The organism is Mammaliicoccus sp. G-M28, from assembly GCF_022386595.1.
Classification (GTDB): domain Bacteria; phylum Bacillota; class Bacilli; order Staphylococcales; family Staphylococcaceae; genus Mammaliicoccus; species Mammaliicoccus fleurettii.
Genome location: NZ_JAJNIF010000004.1, coordinates 25414 through 40943, shown reverse-complemented (window position 1 = coordinate 40943; position 15530 = coordinate 25414). Strand labels below are relative to the sequence as shown.

The window sequence follows — 15530 nt, the reverse complement described above, 5'->3', positions numbered from 1 at the left end:
TTAAACGAAAAATTATAAAAGTTTTTGATAGCTTTAGAACAGTTTTTATTCATGTTATAATGACACGAATGAAAAAAGAATGGGTGAAATGAATATGAAAGCATTAGTTCTTGCAGAAAAACCTTCAGTTGGTCGTGACATAGCTAAAGCATTAGGTGTGCACGATCAAAAGAAAGGATATTTTGAGAATAAACAATATATCGTAACATGGGCATTAGGGCATCTAGTAACAAATGCAACACCAGAAGAATATGATAAAAAGTTCAAAGAATGGAATTTAAATGTCTTACCTATTATTCCAGACTATATGAAACATGTTGTTATTAAGAAGACAAGAAGTCAGTTTAATACAGTTCAACATCTTATGAAACGTGATGATGTAAATTCAATTATTATTGCGACAGATGCTGGTAGAGAAGGGGAACTTGTTGCTAGATTAATTATTGAGAAAGCTAAAGTGAAAAAGCCATTGAAACGTTTATGGATTAGTTCAGTTACTGAAAAAGCGATTAAGGCAGGTTTTCAAAACTTAAAACCTGGGGCAGCTTACAACAATCTTTACCAAGCTGCACTGTGTAGAAGTGAAGCAGATTGGATAGTTGGAATAAATGCTACGAGAGCATTAACAACTAAATATGACGCACAATTGTCATGTGGGAGAGTTCAAACACCAACATTGAATCTTGTTCAAATGAGACAAAATGAAATACAGTCATTTAAGCCGAAAAAATACTATCAAATGAATGTTGATATAGATGGATATAAATTCAAATGGGTAACTCAAAATGGAGATAAAACATTTGATTCAGAATTAATAGAACAAATAAAACAAAAAGTACAAAATAATACGGGAACAATTGAAAATGTTTATAAGAAAAAGAAAACAAAGTATCCACAAAAATTATATGACTTAACAAGTTTGCAACAAACAGCGTATCAACGATATAAAATGAGTGCAAAAGAAACATTAAATACTATGCAGTCTTTATATGAGCAACATAAAGTATTAACTTATCCAAGAACTGACTCAAATTATCTAACTGATGATATGGTTTCTTCATTAAAAGAGAGGGTCTCTTCTCTAAGTGCAACATCATTAAAGTCTTACGCAGTACCACTACTTAAAAAACAAATAAAAGCTGGAAAACATTTTGTCGATAATAATAAGGTGTCTGATCACCATGCTATTGTACCAACTGAGGTAAGACCTAACATGGATCAATTATCACCTAGAGAAGAAAAAATCTACATGATAGTTGCTGAAAGATTTTTAGAAGTATTATTACCACCATATCAATATGAAGAAACTACAGTAGAATTAACTTGTGAAGGTGAGAAGTTTAAACTTGTTCAAGAAGTAGCAATTGAATTAGGCTATAAAGCAATTCACCAAGAAAAAGCAATTGTTAAAGAATTACCATTTAAAGAACAACAACGAGTTAAAATTCAGAACTTGAACATTACGAGTAAGGATACAGAGCCACCAGCATACTTTAATGAAGGAACATTACTTAAAGCTATGGAATCACCACAACTTTTCTTCAAACTTAAAGATAAAAAGATGGCTCAAACTTTAAATGAAACAGGTGGTATTGGAACTGTAGCAACAAGAGCAGATATTATAGAAAAGTTATATAGCTCTAATGTTATAGAAGCAATTCAAGGAAAAATTAAAATTACGCCTAAAGGTAAACAATTATTAAACTTAGCTCCAGAACAACTGACTTCACCTGAACTTACTGCAAATTGGGAAATGAAATTAAACCAAATTGAAAAGGGTAAGTATTCAAAAGAAACTTTCATGAAAGAAATGCGAGGGTTTACTCGAGAAATTATTGGAGATATTAAAAATAGTGATGATAAATTTAAACATGATAATATTACGACAACAGAGTGTCCAACTTGTGGAAAATTCATGCTTAAAGTAAAAACTAAAAATGGTCAAATGCTCGTATGTCAAGATCCAACTTGTAAAACTAAAAAGAATCAACAACGACAAACAAACGCAAGATGTCCAAATTGTAAAAAGAAATTAACTTTATATGGTACAGGAAAGAAAGCAACTTATCGTTGTGTATGTGGTCATACAGAAACACAAGAACACATGGATGAAAGACTGAAAAATAAAAAGACTGGCAAAATAGGCAAGAGAGAAATGAAACAATACATGAAGAATGAAGAAGTAGAAAACAATCCGTTTAAAGATGCATTAAAGGATTTGAAATTCTAATATAGTTCACCCGTACTTTTAAACATAAGTACGGGTGTTTTTCATATTATGAAATTAGAGCACAAAAGCTTTGTAGGGTACATAACACGAACATAGATAATTTAATTTTAATAAATGTTCGTAAAAAGTATTGATTTTTAATGTACTGAGTAATACAATGTACAGTGTTGAAATTAAAAAAGGAGTCTTACTATGAAACGTTACTTTAAGTTTGATGAATTGGGAACTAATTATAAAAGAGAAATATTAGGTGGTTTAACAACTTTCCTTTCAATGGCATACATATTAGCCATAAATCCATCAATGCTGAGTTTAGCAAGTGTTGAGAACATACCTGATTCAATGAGAATGGATCAAGGTGCTGTATTTGTTGCTACTGCTTTAGCTGCTTTAGTAGGTTGTTTGTTTATGGGTATTATCGCTAAATACCCGATTGCATTGGCACCAGGTATGGGATTGAATGCATTTTTTGCATTTACAGTAGTATTAACTATGGGAATACCTTGGCAAACTGGATTAACAGGAGTACTATTCTCTGGACTTATATTTGCAGTATTAACGATGAGTGGTTTGCGAGAAGTGATTATAAATGCAATTCCATTTGAATTAAAGATGGCTGTATCAGCAGGGATAGGTTTATTTATTACTTTTGTAGGATTACAAGGAGCAGGTATTGTACAAAAAGAAGATTCTACATTAGTTACTCTAGGTTCAATACATAACCCAGAAGTATTACTCGCAGTATTTGGTATTATTATCACTGTTATTTTGATGGCTAAAAAATTACCAGGTGCAATATTTGTAGGTATGGTATTAACTGCTGTAGCAGGTTTAATTACAGGATTAATCGCTATGCCAGATAGTATTATTGGAAAAGTACCAAGTGTAGCACCAACATTCGGAGCATCTTTTGAAGCATTTGGAGATTTATCTACTATATTTAATGTACAATTCTTAATAGTTGTATTAACTTTCTTGTTTATAGATTTCTTTGATACTGCAGGTACATTAGTTGCAGTAGCAAATCAAGCAGGTTTAATGAAAGATAATAAATTACCAAGAGCAGGGAAGGCTTTATTCGCAGATTCATTAGCAACAATTGTAGGTGCAATTTTCGGGACGTCTACAACAACAAGCTATATTGAATCAAGTGCAGGTGTAGCAGTAGGGGCAAGAACTGGATTTGCAAGTGTTGTAACAGGTGCTTGTTTCTTAGCAGCATTATTGTTCTCTCCATTAATGGCAGTTGTTACCAGTGCAGTAACAGCGCCAGCACTTGTGATCGTTGGTGTGTTGATGGTAAGTAACTTAGGTAAGATTGATTGGCAAAAATTTGAGATCGCAGTACCTGCTTTCTTAACAATGATTATGATGCCTTTAACATATTCAATTGCGACAGGTATTGCTTGCGGATTTATTTTCTATCCTATTACAATGATAGTAGCAAAAAGACATAAAGAGATTCATCCTATAATGTATGGTTTATTCTTTGTATTCGTCGCATATTTCGTATTTGTTCATGGTTAAAATATAAAAATCATGTTGGTAGCTCTTAGAACTACCAACAGAGTGTCGGCAAAGTCTTAGAACTTTGTCGGCATTTTTTTATGCGCATGCTTTCCGCGGGCATATAAGAGGTACGTTATCAGCAGATCTAGGCAAAACTGCTGATAAGAGTAGTGTTAAAAGCAGATCTAAGCAAAACTGCTTATAAGAGTAGTGTTAAAAGCAGTTCAAAGTAAAACTGCTGATAAGGTTAGTGTTAAAAGCAGTTCAAAGTAAAACTGCTGATAAGGTTAGTGTTAAAAGCAGTTCAAAGTAAAACTGCTTATAAGAGTAGTGTTAAAAGCAGATCTAAGCAAAACTGCTTATAAGAGTAGTGTTAAAAGCAGATCTAAGTAAAACTGCTGATAAGAGTAACTAGGCAAGCATGCACGTGCAAAATCGTAAGATATTAAAAAAATAAGCATATCACTGTAAACTATAAAAAATCAGTTAAGTGATATGCTTATTTATTTTGAGTTAGAATTTATGTCCAGCCTCGTTTTATATATTAACTTTTATATGTTGTCTTGTAATATTTAGATGGTATATAAACAGGTGCAATTATAATAGTGAATAAGAATATAATCATTAAGACGACCATTACAATATGTAATAACCATCCAATAATTGGGATAACTGCAACGAAACTAGCTATTAACCCTATTAATGGTATAACAAAAATGACCTTCACAGAGTTTTGATTATCTATTAATAAAATAAGAGTAGCAATAAAATAAAGCGTACCGTTAAGTACTAGGGCGTTGTAACCAGTTGATAGTATAATTCCACCGCCGAGAAATGGTATTGCTAATATTAATTCAGATATCACTAATATAATAGAAAGAACAAGTAACACAGACTTAATTCCTCTTTTCATGACTTCACCACCTATTGAAAATTGCTTGTTATATTATAACATTTAGATTACAAATTATCTAATTAAATTTTATCTATTGAAATAGGTGGTAATATCCGTTATAATACTTGGGTATGTGTTAGATGGATTTAGAAAAAATATATGGATATCTATTGCATAATAGGTATAAATCATGTATCATATCTAATGTTGGACTTTAAGAAGCGATGAAGCGAGAGGTTACTGACACACCCGGCCGCTTTGCCATGGCGGTGTGTAAGAGAGTTTTCGTGGAGAAGTCTATCACTATAAAGTAGACGAACAAGGAGGGAAAATTATGGCAAAACAAAAAATTCGTATCCGTTTAAAAGCGTATGATCACCGTATGATCGATCAATCAGCAGAAAAAATTGTTGAAACAGCTAAACGTTCTGGAGCTCAAGTGTCTGGTCCGATTCCATTACCAACTGAGAAATCAGTTTATACTGTAATCCGTGCCGTTCATAAATATAAAGACTCACGTGAACAATTCGAACAACGTACGCATAAACGTTTAATCGACATTCTTAACCCTACACCTAAAACAGTTGATGCTCTTATGGGCTTAAACTTACCATCTGGTGTAGACATCGAAATCAAATTATAATTCATTAAAATAACAGGAGGTGCGACTTTCGATGACCAAAGGAATCTTAGGAAGAAAAATTGGAATGACTCAAGTATTCGCAGAAAACGGTGAATTAATACCAGTTACTGTAGTAGAAGCTAGTCAAAACGTAGTATTACAAACAAAAACTGATGAAGTAGACGGCTACAACGCTGTTCAAATCGGTTTTGAAGACAAACAAGCATATAAAAAAGATCGTAAATCTAACAAATATGCAACTAAAGCTGCTGAAGGACATGCTAAAAAAGCAGGTTCAGCACCTAAGCGCTTCACTCGTGAATTCAGAAACATTGATGTTTCAGCATACGAGGTAGGTCAAGAAGTCACTGTAGATACTTTCCAAGCAGGAGACATTATTGATGCAACAGGCGTTTCTAAAGGTAAAGGTTTCCAAGGCTCAATTAAACGTCACGGTTTCTCTCGTGGACCAATGAGTCACGGTTCTCGTTATCATAGAGGTTCTGGTTCAATGGGTATGGCTTCAGATGCTTCTAAAGTATTTAAAGGTAAAGAATTACCAGGCCGTATGGGTGGAAACACAGTTACTATGCAAAACTTAGAAGTAGTTAAAGTTGATGCAGAAAATAACGTAATTTTAGTTAAAGGTAACGTTCCAGGCCCTAAAAAAGGTTTAGTAAAACTTACAACTTCAATTAAAAAAGGTAATAAATAATTATTTAGGTGAAAGGAGGAAACAACATTATGGCTAATATTGATGTATTAAAAGTAGATGGTTCTAAATCAGGATCTATCGAATTAAATGATAGTGTATTTGGTATCGAACCAAACCAACACGTATTATTCGAAGCAGTCAACTTACAACGTGCTTCATTACGCCAAGGTACTCACGCAGTTAAGAATCGTTCAGCAGTTCGTGGTGGTGGACGTAAACCTTGGAAACAAAAAGGTACAGGTCGTGCTCGTCAAGGTACAATCCGTGCGCCACAATGGCGTGGTGGTGGTATCGTATTCGGTCCTACACCAAGAAGTTATTCTTACAAAATGCCTAAGAAAATGCGTCGTTTAGCATTACGTTCTGCATTATCAGCAAAAGTAAGTGATAACGAATTAACTGTTTTAGAAGCATTCAACTTTGATGCGCCTAAAACTAAAGAATTCAAAAATGTAATGAGCAATTTAGAGCTTTCTAAAAAAGTTTTATTCATCGTTGATACTGTTGAAAGTAACGTTGAATTATCAGCTCGTAACATTCCAGGTGTTAAAGTTATTGACGCTCAAAGCTTAAACGTATTAGATATTTTAGGTTCTAGCAAAGTCGTAATAACTAAAGCAGCAGTGGATAAAGTAGAGGAGGTGCTCGCATAATGGAAGCAAGAGATGTTATTAAGCGCCCCGTAATCACAGAAAAATCTTCATCAGATATGGCTTTAGATAAATACACATTTGATGTTGATACACGTGCTAACAAAACACAAGTTAAAATCGCAATCGAAGAAATTTTCGACGTGAAAGTAGACACAGTAAACATCATGAACGTTAAAGCGAAAGCTAAACGTGTTGGTCGTTACAATGGTTTCACTAACAAACGTCGTAAAGCAATCGTAACTCTAAAAGAAGGTTCTTCAATAGACCTATTTAACTAAAAACAATTACCACTAAGGAGGTAAAACGACAATGGCTCTTAAAAAGTATAAGCCAATTACAAATGGTCGTCGTAATATGACATCTTCAGATTTCGCTGAAATTACATCAACGACTCCTGAAAAGTCACTATTACAACCGCTTCCGAGAAAAGCGGGACGTAACAACCAAGGTAAATTGACAGTTCGTCACAGAGGTGGCGGTCATAAACGTCAATACCGTGTAATTGATTTCAAACGTAATAAAGATGGAATTCCTGCTAAAGTATCAACTATCGAGTATGATCCAAACCGTTCAGCTAATATTGCATTAGTTGTATACGCAGATGGTGAAAAAAGATATATACTTGCGCCTAAAGGCTTAAAAGTAGGACAACAAATTTTCAATGGTTCAGAAGCAGATATCAAAGTTGGTAATGCATTAGCATTAACAGATATCCCAGTTGGTACTACAATTCACAATATCGAATTAAAACCAGGTAAAGGTGGACAATTAGTCCGTTCTGCTGGTACAAGTGCTCAAGTACTTGGTAAAGAAGGTAAATACGTATTAGTTCGTCTTAAATCAGGTGAAGTTCGTATGATCTTATCTACTTGTCGTGCAACAATCGGTCAAGTTGGTAATGAACAACACGAATTAATCACAATTGGTAAAGCAGGTCGTTCTAGATGGATGGGCAAACGTCCAACAGTTCGTGGTTCTGTAATGAACCCTAACGATCACCCACACGGTGGTGGTGAAGGTCGTACACCAATCGGTCTTAAATCACCAATGTCTCCATGGGGCAAACCAACACTTGGTAAGAAAACTCGTAAACAAAGCCAACGTTCATCTAAATTCATCGTTCGTGGTCGTAAGAAAAAATAATAATACCTTATTTACGTGTGCGGCTTAGATGCCGCGCGCAATAAATAAGAAGGGAGGCGCCATAATGGCTCGTAGTCTTAAAAAAGGACCTTTCGTTGATGATCATTTAATGAAAAAAATTGAATCTCAAAACGAAGGTGAAAAAAAATCAGTTATTAAAACATGGTCTCGTCGTTCAACAGTATTTCCTGACTTCATCGGACATACAATAGCAGTATATGATGGTCGTAAACATGTACCAGTATTCATTACTGAAGATATGGTTGGACACAAATTAGGAGAGTTTGCACCTACACGTACTTATAAAGGTCATGCTGCAGACGACAAGAAGACTAAACGCTAATTTCTAAATAGAGGAGGAAGTCACAATGGAAGCAAAAGCGGTTGCTAGAACAATAAGAATCGCACCTCGTAAAGTGAGATTAGTTTTAGATCTTATTAGAGGTAAAGAAGTGGCAGAAGCAATTGCCATCTTAAAATTAACTAACAAAGCAACATCACCTGTAGTTGAAAAATTATTAATGTCAGCATTAGCAAATGCAGAACATAATTATGATTTAAATCCTGACACATTAGTTATAAAAGAAGCTTATGCTAATGAAGGACCTACATTAAAACGTTTCCGTCCACGTGCACAAGGTCGTGCAAGTGCGATCAACAAACGTACTAGTCATATTACAATCGTAGTTGGCGAAAAAGAAGCTAAAGAAGAAGTTAAAGAAGCATAATTAACTAAATCATTAAGGAGGGAATATAGTGGGTCAAAAAATTAATCCAATCGGACTTCGTGTCGGTGTAATTCGTGACTGGGAAGCAAAGTGGTATGCTGGTAAAGACTTCGCAACACTTTTACATGAAGACTTAAAAGTTCGTAAATATATCGCAGAAGCATTAAAAGAAGCTTCAGTTTCAAGTGTTGAAATTGAGCGTGCAGCAAACCGTATCAATATCGCAATCCACACTGGTAAGCCAGGTATGGTTATTGGTAAAGGCGGTTCTGAAATCGAAAAATTACGTAACAAATTAAACGCATTGACTAACAAAAAAGTACACATCAACGTTATTGAAATCAAAAAAGTTGATTTAGATGCAACATTGGTAGCAAATAACATTGCTCGTCAATTAGAAAATCGTGTATCTTTCCGTCGTGCTCAAAAACAAGCTATCCAACGTGCAATGAAATTGGGAGCTAAAGGTATCAAAACACAAGTATCTGGTCGTTTAGGTGGCGCAGATATCGCTCGTGCAGAACAATATTCAGAAGGAACTGTTCCACTTCATACACTACGTGCAGACATTGATTTCGCACATGAAGAAGCCGACACTACTTACGGTAAATTAGGTGTAAAAGTATGGATCTACCGTGGAGAAGTTCTTCCTACAAAGAAGTCTAGTGAAGGAGGAAAATAATAATGTTATTACCAAAACGTGTTAAATTCCGTCGTCAACATCGTCCTAAAACAACTGGTCGTTCAAAAGGCGGAAATGAAGTAACATTTGGTGAATATGGTTTACAAGCTCAAACAGCAGCTTGGATTACATCTCGTCAAATCGAATCAGCTCGTATCGCAATGACACGTTATATGAAACGTGGCGGAAAAGTATGGATCAAAATATTCCCACATACACCATATACTAAAAAACCTTTAGAAGTACGTATGGGTTCAGGTAAAGGTGCAGTTGAAGGTTGGGTAGCAGTAGTTAAACCAGGACGTATCTTGTTCGAAATCGCTGGTGTTCAAGAAGAAGTAGCACGTGAAGCATTACGTCTTGCTGCACACAAACTTCCAGTAAAATCTAAGTTTGTAAAACGTGAAGAATTGGGTGGTGACACAAATGAAAGCTAAGGATATCAGAAATTTAACCACTACTGAAATTGAAAAAGAAATCAAAGAAGCTAAAGAACAATTATTCAACTTACGCTTTCAGTTAGCAACTGGTCAACTTGAAGAGACTGCTAACATTCGAAAAGTTAAAAAAACGATTGCACGTCTTAAAACAATCGTACGTGAAAGAGAAATCGAAGAAGAGAAAGCAGCAGATAATAAATAATCAAGTAGAGGAGGTTCATTACTGTGAGTGAAAGAAATGACCGCAAAGTTTACGTTGGTAAAGTAGTTTCAGATAAAATGGACAAAACTATTACAGTAGTTGTAGAAACTTACAAAACTCATAAATTATATGGTAAACGTGTAAAATATTCAAAAAAATATAAAACACATGATGAAAACAATTCAGCAAAAATGGGCGATATCGTTAAGATTGCAGAAACACGTCCTTTATCATCAACTAAGCGTTTCCGTCTAGTTGAAATCGTTGAAGAATCAGTAATTATTTAATAGAAGTATAAAGATAAGGGAGGTCAAACAAAGATGATCCAACAAGAAACACGTTTAAAAGTAGCAGACAACTCTGGTGCTCGTGAAGTATTAACAATCAAAGTTTTAGGCGGATCTGGTCGTAAGACAGCTAACATTGGTGATGTTATCGTCGTTACTGTTAAAAATGCTACACCAGGTGGCGTTGTTAAAAAAGGTGAAGTTGTTAAAGCTGTTGTTGTACGTACTAAATCAGGTGTACGTCGTGAAGATGGCTCTTACATCAAATTTGACGAAAATGCATGTGTAATCATCCGTGATGACAAAGGTCCACGTGGTACACGTATATTCGGTCCTGTAGCGCGTGAATTACGTGAAGGTAACTTCATGAAGATCGTTTCTCTAGCGCCAGAGGTACTTTAATCTATAATGATAAAAAACAAAATTCCTAAGGAGGTGCCTACACATGCACGTACGTAAAGGTGACAACGTAATCGTTATCTCAGGTAAAGATAAAGGTAAAACTGGTAAAGTTTTAGAAGCATTACCTAAAAAGGAACGCGTAGTGGTAGAAGGTGTTAACGTTATTAAAAAACACCAAAAACCAACTCAGTTAAATCCAGAAGGTGGTATCTTAGAAACAGAAGGTACTATCCACGTATCAAACGTTCAATTACTTGATCCTAAGACAAATGAACCAACTCGTGTTGGATTTAAAGTAGTAGATGGTAAAAAAGTTCGTATCGCTAAAAAATCTGGCGAAGAAATTAAATCATCAAAAGAATAATTATTAAGTGAAAGGAGGATCCACTTTGACACGTTTAAAAGAAAAGTTTAATAATGAAATTTCTGCTGAGTTAGTTAAGAAATTTAACTATGATTCAGTTATGCAAGTACCAAAAATCGAAAAAATAGTTGTAAACATGGGTATCGGTGATGCAGTTCAAAACTCTAAAGTTTTAGATTCTGCTGTTGAAGAACTTCAAACAATCACAGGTCAAAAACCATTAGTAACTAAAGCTAAAAAATCTATTGCGACTTTCCGTCTTCGTGAAGGCATGCCTATCGGTGCGAAAGTTACATTACGTGGAGAAAGAATGTATGAATTCTTTGATAAATTAATCTCAGTTTCATTACCACGTGTACGTGACTTCCGTGGTATCTCTAAAAAAGCATTCGACGGTCGTGGAAATTACACTTTAGGTGTTAAGGAACAATTAATTTTCCCTGAAATCGACTATGATAAAGTAAGTAAAGTACGAGGAATGGATATCGTTATCGTTACAACTGCTAACACTGACGAGGAAGCTCGTGAATTGTTATCACAATTCGGTATGCCATTTCAAAAGTAATCTCTAATTATAAAGGAGGCTAATTAAGTGGCTAAAAAATCAATGATCGCTAAACAACAACGTAAACAAAAATTCGGTGTTCGTGAATACACGCGTTGTGAACGTTGTGGACGTCCACACTCAGTATATCGTAAATTCAAACTTTGCCGTATTTGTTTCCGTGAACTAGCATACAAAGGCCAGATTCCTGGCGTACGTAAAGCTAGCTGGTAAACTCAAAAGAATGAAAGGAGGAAACACAAATGACAATGTCAGATCCAATTGCAGATATGTTAACTCGCGTGCGTAACGCAAACATGGTACGTCACGAAAAATTAGAGTTACCTGCATCAAACATTAAAAAAGAAATCGCTGAAATCCTTAAAAAAGAAGGATTTGTAAAAAGCGTAGAATATATCGAAGATGATAAGCAAGGTGTTATCCGTATGTTCCTTAAATATGGTCAAAACAACGAGCGAGTTATCACAGGTTTAAAACGTATTTCTAAACCAGGTTTACGTGTTTATGCTAAAGCTGACGAACTTCCAAAAGTTCTTAACGGTTTAGGTGTTGCACTTGTTTCTACATCTGAAGGTGTTTTAACTGATAAAGATGCTAGACAACGTGGAATCGGTGGAGAAGTATTAGCTTATATCTGGTAATTATAAAATTATAAGGAGGTGCCCACATAATGAGCCGTGTTGGTAAGAAAATAATTGAGATCCCTGCTGATGTTACTGTTACTATCAAAGATAATACAGTTACAGTTAAAGGATCAAAAGGTGAATTAACTAGTACTTTTAATGAAGAAATGACATATAAACAAGAGGACAACAGCTTAGAAGTTGTACGTCCATCTGACTCTAAAGAGCACAAAACTGTACATGGTACAACTCGTGCATTGATCGCTAACATGATTGAAGGTGTATCTAAAGGTTTCGAGAAAAACTTAGAACTTATTGGTGTTGGTTACCGTGCCCAAATGCAAGGTAAAAATATCATCTTAAATGTTGGTTATTCTCATCCTGTAGAAATCGTTGCTGAAGATGGAATTACATTATCAGTAGACAAAAACACTAAAGTTAAAGTAGAAGGTATTTCAAAAGAACGTGTTGGAGCAACTGCTTCTTACATTCGTTCAATCCGTCCACCAGAACCTTATAAAGGTAAAGGTATTCGTTACGAAGGCGAATATGTTCGTCGTAAAGAAGGTAAAACTGGTAAGTAATCATTAACATTAAGAAAGGAGCACTAACATGATCGCTAAAATCGACAAAAATAAAGTTCGTTTGAAAAGACATGCTCGCGTGCGTTCAAAATTAGCTGGAACAAGCGAAAAACCACGTTTAAATGTATATCGTTCAAACAAACATATTTATGCTCAAATTATTGATGACTTAAATGGCGTAACAATCGCTCAAGCATCAAGTTTAGATAAAGAATTAAACCTAGAGCAATCAGGTAATGTAGAAGCAGCAGCTAAAATAGGCGAAATCGTTGCAAAACGTGCGTCAGAAAAAGGCGTTGAAGCTGTAGTATTTGATCGTGGGGGATATTTATACCACGGACGTATCAAAGCATTAGCTGATTCAGCTCGTGAAAACGGACTTCAATTTTAATTTAAAGGAGGGACACTCATGCGTCGTAAAGAACAAGAAGTTAAAGAATTTGAAGAGCGCGTAGTTACGATTAACCGTGTAGCTAAAGTAGTTAAAGGTGGTCGTCGTTTCCGTTTTACAGCTTTAGTAGTTGTTGGAGATAAAAATGGTCGCGTAGGTTTCGGTACTGGTAAAGCTCAAGAGGTACCTGAAGCAATTAAAAAAGCAGTGGAAGATGCTAAGAAAGATTTAGTAACAGTTCCACGTGTTGAAGGAACTACTCCTCACCAAGTTATTGGACGTTTTGGTGCAGGTCGTGTTTTAATTAAACCAGCAGCACCTGGTACAGGTGTTATTGCAGGTGGACCAGTTCGTGCGGTATTAGAACTTGCTGGTATCACTGATATCTTAAGTAAATCATTAGGTTCTAACACACCTATTAATATGGTTCGTGCTACAATTGAAGGACTTAAAGAACTTAAAAATGCCGAACAAGTAGCTAGTCTACGCGGTAAATCAGTAGAAGAATTATTAAATTAAGGAGGGAACAAAGACTATGGCTAAATTAGAAATTACCCTCACTCGTAGCGTTATTGGTCGTCCTGAAACACAACGCAAGACAGTTCAAGCGCTAGGACTTAAAAAAACAAACTCAACTGTAGTAGTTGAAGATAATCCTGCGATTCGTGGGCAAATCGAAAAAGTAAGTCACTTACTAAAAGTTTCTGAAAAATAAATTCATCTAAAGTATTAAGGAGGTGCCAAAATGAAATTACATGAGTTGAAACCAGTTAAAGGTGCTCGTAAAGAACGTAACCGTGTTGGTCGTGGTATGGCTACAGGTAATGGTAAAACAAGTGGTCGTGGTACTAAAGGACAAAAAGCACGTTCAGGTGGCGGTGTTCGTTTAGGTTTCGAAGGTGGACAATTACCATTATTCCGTCGTTTACCAAAACGTGGGTTCACTAACATTAACCGTAAAGAATATGCAATTGTTAATCTTGATCAATTAAATCGTTTCGAAGATGGAACTGAAATTACTCCAGCTTTATTAGTAGAGTCAGGTGTTGTTAAATCTGAAAAATCAGGTGTTAAAGTTTTAGGAAACGGTTCATTAGAAAAGAAATTAACAATAAAAGCTCATAAATTCTCAGCTTCAGCAATTGAAGCAATCGAAGGTAAGGGCGGAACGCATGAGGTGATCTAATGTTTGAAACGATCGTTAGTTTTTTGAAGACTAAAGATATTCGTAACAAGATATTATTCACACTAGCAATGCTCGTTATATTTAAAGTTGGAACTTATATTCCAGCACCTGGTGTTAATCCAGAAGCTTTTAATCAAAATAAAGGTTCGCAAGGTATTACCGATTTGTTTAATACATTCGGTGGAGGTGCCTTGCAGAACTTCTCTATATTAGCAATGGGTATTATGCCTTATATTACTGCTTCAATCGTAATGCAATTATTACAAATGGATGTTGTACCTAAGTTTACTGAATGGGCTAAACAAGGTGAAGTTGGTCGTAAAAAGATTAATCAATTTACGCGTTACTTTACGATTGTTTTAGCATTCGTTCAAGGCTTAGGTATGTCGTATTCATTTAATAATATGCTGGGTGGTAATTTGATTCAAAATACTTCAGTGTTAAATTATTTGTTAATAGCATTAGTTTTAACTGCAGGAACAGCTTTCTTAATGTGGTTAGGTGAGCAGATAACTCAATTCGGAGTTGGTAATGGTATTTCTATTATTATCTTCGCTGGTATTTTATCTTCTATGCCAAACTCATTAATTCAATTTTACCAACAGAGTTTTGTTGGTGCAGATGATACAACTATGGCTTGGTTAAAAGCGGTTGGCTTATTTGTTGGAATGATCTTACTTACAGTCGGTGCAGTTTATGTACTTCAAGCTATTCGTAAAATTCCTATCCAATATGCTAAGCGTCAACAACAAGGTACTGGTGGTTCATTATCTGCAAATGCAACATATTTACCTTTGAAAGTTAATGCAGCTGGTGTAATTCCTGTAATATTTGCGATGGCATTTTTCATGCTTCCGAAGACATTAACATTGTTCTTCCCTGATCAAGATTGGGCGCAAACAGTTACGACTTACGCAGATCCATCTCATAATATCGGTATGATTGTTTATGTTATTTTAATTATAGCGTTCGCATACTTTTATGCATTTGTTCAGGTTAATCCTGAGAAAATGGCAGAAAACTTACAAAAACAAGGTAGTTATGTACCGGGTATTAGACCTGGAGAACAAACTAAAAAATACATCACTAGAGTGCTCTATCGTTTAACGTTTGTGGGATCAATATTCTTAGCTTTAATTTCTATTATTCCAATATTAGCTATTAAGTTAATGAGTTTGCCTCAAGCAATACAAGTTGGTGGTACAAGCTTACTAATCGTTATCGGTGTTGCAATTGAAACAATGAAGACTTTAGAAGCTCAACTCAATCAACGAGAATATAGAGGCTTTAGAAGACGATAAGCAAGTAG

Annotated in this window: 25 protein-coding genes; 24 read left to right on the top strand and 1 reads right to left on the bottom strand. The window is 35.2% G+C overall.

Features of this window, described 5'->3' with window-relative positions; genetic code table 11:
- The first annotated feature begins 94 nt into the window (after positions 1 to 94).
- Together LQ609_RS05720 and LQ609_RS05715 are read left to right on the top strand one after the other, a co-directional pair.
- On the top strand, positions 95 to 2230 hold the full coding sequence (locus LQ609_RS05720; protein WP_239734427.1) for a DNA topoisomerase III: 2136 nt from the start codon (positions 95 to 97) through the stop codon (positions 2228 to 2230).
- Positions 2231 to 2422: 192 nt separating this feature from the next.
- Positions 2423 to 3757, top strand: coding sequence for an NCS2 family permease (locus LQ609_RS05715; RefSeq protein ID WP_107509251.1), 1335 nt, complete (start codon positions 2423 to 2425; stop codon positions 3755 to 3757).
- A gap of 526 nt (positions 3758 to 4283) precedes the next feature.
- Here LQ609_RS05715 and LQ609_RS05710 read toward each other — a convergent pair.
- Positions 4284 to 4652, bottom strand: coding sequence for a hypothetical protein (locus tag LQ609_RS05710; RefSeq protein ID WP_107509252.1), 369 nt, complete (start codon positions 4650 to 4652; stop codon positions 4284 to 4286).
- 316 nt (positions 4653 to 4968) lie between these two features.
- Between LQ609_RS05710 and rpsJ the strand changes: the two genes are divergently transcribed.
- The 22 genes from rpsJ to secY all read left to right on the top strand — a co-directional run bounded on the left by rpsJ (position 4969) and on the right by secY (position 15522).
- A complete protein-coding gene (gene rpsJ, locus LQ609_RS05705) occupies positions 4969 to 5277 on the top strand; it encodes a 30S ribosomal protein S10 (protein ID WP_016998799.1) in 309 nt (102 codons plus the stop codon).
- Between the two features lie 31 nt (positions 5278 to 5308).
- Positions 5309 to 5971: a 50S ribosomal protein L3 gene (gene rplC, locus LQ609_RS05700; RefSeq protein ID WP_078356961.1), complete on the top strand. Its 663-nt coding sequence runs from the start codon at positions 5309 to 5311 to the stop codon at positions 5969 to 5971.
- A 29-nt stretch (positions 5972 to 6000) separates the two neighbouring features.
- Positions 6001 to 6624, top strand: a complete 624-nt coding sequence (gene rplD / locus LQ609_RS05695) for a 50S ribosomal protein L4 (RefSeq protein ID WP_078356960.1) — start codon at positions 6001 to 6003, stop codon at positions 6622 to 6624.
- Positions 6624 to 6902 (top strand): 50S ribosomal protein L23, encoded by a 279-nt coding sequence (rplW, locus tag LQ609_RS05690; RefSeq protein ID WP_025906794.1) that lies wholly within the window; start codon positions 6624 to 6626, stop codon positions 6900 to 6902. Before rplD ends, rplW begins: the two co-directional genes overlap by 1 nt.
- 31 nt (positions 6903 to 6933) lie before the next feature.
- Positions 6934 to 7767 carry a 50S ribosomal protein L2 gene (gene rplB, locus LQ609_RS05685; RefSeq protein WP_078356959.1) on the top strand — a complete coding sequence of 278 codons (834 nt, stop codon included), beginning with the start codon at positions 6934 to 6936 and terminating at the stop codon, positions 7765 to 7767.
- 64 nt (positions 7768 to 7831) lie between these two features.
- Entirely contained in the window at positions 7832 to 8110 is a 279-nt protein-coding gene (rpsS, locus tag LQ609_RS05680) for a 30S ribosomal protein S19 (protein WP_078356958.1), read from the top strand.
- 25 nt (positions 8111 to 8135) lie between these two features.
- Positions 8136 to 8495 carry a 50S ribosomal protein L22 gene (gene rplV / locus LQ609_RS05675; RefSeq protein WP_078356957.1) on the top strand — a complete coding sequence of 120 codons (360 nt, stop codon included), beginning with the start codon at positions 8136 to 8138 and terminating at the stop codon, positions 8493 to 8495.
- Positions 8496 to 8523: 28 nt separating this feature from the next.
- Positions 8524 to 9177: a 30S ribosomal protein S3 gene (gene rpsC, locus LQ609_RS05670; RefSeq protein ID WP_025906790.1), complete on the top strand. Its 654-nt coding sequence runs from the start codon at positions 8524 to 8526 to the stop codon at positions 9175 to 9177.
- A 2-nt stretch (positions 9178 to 9179) separates the two neighbouring features.
- Positions 9180 to 9614 carry a 50S ribosomal protein L16 gene (gene rplP, locus LQ609_RS05665; RefSeq protein ID WP_016911099.1) on the top strand — a complete coding sequence of 145 codons (435 nt, stop codon included), beginning with the start codon at positions 9180 to 9182 and terminating at the stop codon, positions 9612 to 9614.
- Entirely contained in the window at positions 9604 to 9819 is a 216-nt protein-coding gene (rpmC, locus tag LQ609_RS05660; protein ID WP_016998808.1) for a 50S ribosomal protein L29, read from the top strand. Before rplP ends, rpmC begins: the two co-directional genes overlap by 11 nt.
- Positions 9820 to 9842: 23 nt before the next feature.
- Entirely contained in the window at positions 9843 to 10106 is a 264-nt protein-coding gene (rpsQ, locus tag LQ609_RS05655; protein ID WP_016911101.1) for a 30S ribosomal protein S17, read from the top strand.
- 33 nt (positions 10107 to 10139) lie between these two features.
- Positions 10140 to 10508, top strand: a complete 369-nt coding sequence (rplN, locus tag LQ609_RS05650; RefSeq protein WP_016911102.1) for a 50S ribosomal protein L14 — start codon at positions 10140 to 10142, stop codon at positions 10506 to 10508.
- 43 nt (positions 10509 to 10551) lie between these two features.
- Positions 10552 to 10872 carry a 50S ribosomal protein L24 gene (gene rplX, locus LQ609_RS05645; RefSeq protein ID WP_078356956.1) on the top strand — a complete coding sequence of 107 codons (321 nt, stop codon included), beginning with the start codon at positions 10552 to 10554 and terminating at the stop codon, positions 10870 to 10872.
- A gap of 25 nt (positions 10873 to 10897) precedes the next feature.
- Positions 10898 to 11437 carry a 50S ribosomal protein L5 gene (gene rplE / locus LQ609_RS05640; RefSeq protein WP_078356955.1) on the top strand — a complete coding sequence of 180 codons (540 nt, stop codon included), beginning with the start codon at positions 10898 to 10900 and terminating at the stop codon, positions 11435 to 11437.
- A gap of 27 nt (positions 11438 to 11464) precedes the next feature.
- Positions 11465 to 11650 carry a type Z 30S ribosomal protein S14 gene (locus LQ609_RS05635; protein ID WP_016998812.1) on the top strand — a complete coding sequence of 62 codons (186 nt, stop codon included), beginning with the start codon at positions 11465 to 11467 and terminating at the stop codon, positions 11648 to 11650.
- A gap of 29 nt (positions 11651 to 11679) precedes the next feature.
- The gene (rpsH, locus tag LQ609_RS05630; RefSeq protein ID WP_078356954.1) at positions 11680 to 12078 is read left to right on the top strand and encodes a 30S ribosomal protein S8; all 399 of its coding nucleotides are present in this window, start codon (positions 11680 to 11682) and stop codon (positions 12076 to 12078) included.
- 29 nt (positions 12079 to 12107) lie between these two features.
- Entirely contained in the window at positions 12108 to 12644 is a 537-nt protein-coding gene (gene rplF / locus LQ609_RS05625) for a 50S ribosomal protein L6 (RefSeq protein ID WP_078356953.1), read from the top strand.
- 28 nt (positions 12645 to 12672) lie between these two features.
- Positions 12673 to 13035 carry a 50S ribosomal protein L18 gene (gene rplR / locus LQ609_RS05620; RefSeq protein ID WP_078356952.1) on the top strand — a complete coding sequence of 121 codons (363 nt, stop codon included), beginning with the start codon at positions 12673 to 12675 and terminating at the stop codon, positions 13033 to 13035.
- 18 nt (positions 13036 to 13053) lie between these two features.
- Positions 13054 to 13554, top strand: a complete 501-nt coding sequence (gene rpsE / locus LQ609_RS05615; protein ID WP_078356951.1) for a 30S ribosomal protein S5 — start codon at positions 13054 to 13056, stop codon at positions 13552 to 13554.
- Positions 13555 to 13570: 16 nt separating this feature from the next.
- The gene (rpmD, locus tag LQ609_RS05610) at positions 13571 to 13750 is read left to right on the top strand and encodes a 50S ribosomal protein L30 (protein ID WP_078356950.1); all 180 of its coding nucleotides are present in this window, start codon (positions 13571 to 13573) and stop codon (positions 13748 to 13750) included.
- A gap of 30 nt (positions 13751 to 13780) precedes the next feature.
- Positions 13781 to 14221, top strand: coding sequence for a 50S ribosomal protein L15 (rplO, locus tag LQ609_RS05605; protein WP_107509253.1), 441 nt, complete (start codon positions 13781 to 13783; stop codon positions 14219 to 14221).
- On the top strand, positions 14221 to 15522 hold the full coding sequence (secY, locus tag LQ609_RS05600) for a preprotein translocase subunit SecY (RefSeq protein ID WP_078356948.1): 1302 nt from the start codon (positions 14221 to 14223) through the stop codon (positions 15520 to 15522). Before rplO ends, secY begins: the two co-directional genes overlap by 1 nt.
- Positions 15523 to 15530: the final 8 nt, after the last annotated feature.